Annotated in this window: 1 pseudogene; it reads left to right on the top strand. The window is 32.7% G+C overall.

From position 1 onward, the window contains the following. Positions 1-65: 65 nt before the first annotated feature. Positions 66-465: pseudogene (locus FCS21_RS17730) on the top strand (bifunctional aspartate kinase/homoserine dehydrogenase II); the annotation flags it as partial.

Here is a 465-nt window from a genome sequence, read left to right as displayed (position 1 = left end):
TGATTTCATCCAATAAAGTAGCCAATACGTTGAGTTATAGTTTTTATAAAAAATTACGAAAAGTATTGGCAGATAATCAAAAGAGTTATCTTTATGAAACGAATGTGGGAGCGGGATTACCGTTGATTGATACAATTAAATTATTGCACCTTTCAGGTGAAAATATTACGAAGATTAAAGGTGTTTTCTCAGGAACATTGAGTTATTTGTTCAATAATTTTTCTGCAAAAGACGCTCCGTTCAGCGAAATATTGAAAGAAGCAATTGATAACGGATATACGGAGCCCGATCCAAGAGAGGACTTGTGCGGGAATGATGTAGGTAGAAAATTATTGATTTTGGCCAGGGAATTGGACTTGCAAAATGAATTTGAAGAAATTGATATTCAAAATTTAATTCCAGAACATTTGCGTGAAGGTGATGTTTCTGATTTTTTTAATAAATTGACAGAGTTTGATCCAATTT

It is taken from the genome of Colwellia ponticola (genome assembly GCF_005885605.1).
Classification (GTDB): domain Bacteria; phylum Pseudomonadota; class Gammaproteobacteria; order Enterobacterales; family Alteromonadaceae; genus Colwellia; species Colwellia ponticola.
Note: the sequence above shows the minus strand (reverse complement) of the source record. Positions and strands in the feature narration are given on the sequence as shown.